Source organism: Rubrobacter taiwanensis, from assembly GCF_004337705.1.
Lineage (GTDB): Bacteria > Actinomycetota > Rubrobacteria > Rubrobacterales > Rubrobacteraceae > Rubrobacter_C > Rubrobacter_C taiwanensis.
This window is the reverse complement of the sequence record NZ_SKBU01000004.1, coordinates 68,272-69,259: the sequence shown is the minus strand read 5'-3', so window position 1 is coordinate 69,259 and position 988 is coordinate 68,272. Positions and strand designations below refer to the sequence as shown.

Below are 988 nucleotides of genomic sequence, written 5' to 3'. Positions count from 1 at the left end.
GTCCTTATGTGCAGCTCCGGAGCAACCGGCGGCTCGTAGGGGTCGCTGACCCCAGTGAACTGCTGTATCTCCCCAGAGAACGCCTTCTTGTAGAGCCCCTTGACATCCCTCTCCGCGCACACCTCCACCGGCGCATCCACATACACCTCAACAAACTCCCCGATCTCCCTCCTTACCTGATCCCTGGCCTCCTTGTAGGGGGAGATGGCCGATACGATAACCGCTACCCCGTTGCGGGTGAGGAGGTTTGCGACAAAGCCGATCCTGAGCACGTTTATGTCCCGGTCCTCCTTGGAGAAACCAAGCCCCTTGGAGAGGTTGGTGCGCACGATGTCGCCGTCCAGAACCTCAACCTTGCCGAGCCTCTCCCTGAGCTCCTTCTCCACGATCTCGCTTATGGTGGTCTTCCCGGCTCCGGAGAGGCCCGTAAACCACAGCGTAAACCCGCGTCCGGGGGAGCCATGGGAGAGTTTTATTCCGTTCTCCAGCGCCAGGTCTGCTCCGTTACGCACTCTTCTTGCCTTCCTTTCAGGAGATGTCGATCCGGGGAACTGCGTAGAGTGCCGGGGCGGGCATGGTCCGCGCCGGCGTGTGCGGGAGGCGGGGGCTCCGGTGCGTCGGGCATACGAGGGTTCCGCCCGAGATCCGTTCGCCCGGTCGCACTCTGTAGCCGGGACCCACGATACAGTCCTCGAGGTGGGCCTCTTCTCCGACCACCGCTCCTGGGAACAGGACACCGCGCCTTACGGTGGCTCCGGCGCGGATCTGGCAACCGCTGCCGACGGTGAGGTCTCCGGAGAGAGCTGCGCCACGCCCGACGATGCTGCCGGAGCGGATCACGATCCGGCCATCGAGCGAGACCGTGGGGTGAACGTCGACGGCCCGGTCCAGCCAGAGGTCCTTCCGTACCTGTTCGCCCGGTATCCGCGTCTTCATCCGGCCCGCGAGCACGTCGCTCTGAGCCTCCCGGTAGGCGCTCAGGTTCCCG

At 64.5% G+C, this 988-nt stretch carries 2 protein-coding genes; both read right to left on the bottom strand.

What is annotated here, in order from left to right:
• Window positions 1–476, bottom strand: a 476-nt coding sequence (gene cysC / locus E0L93_RS02070; RefSeq protein WP_132687835.1) for an adenylyl-sulfate kinase, incomplete at its 3' end; no start/stop codon positions are given.
• 52 nt (window positions 477–528) lie between these two features.
• Window positions 529–988 (bottom strand): GlgC family sugar phosphate nucleotidyltransferase (locus E0L93_RS16000; RefSeq protein ID WP_207890273.1); only part of this gene is annotated, 460 nt, incomplete at its 5' end.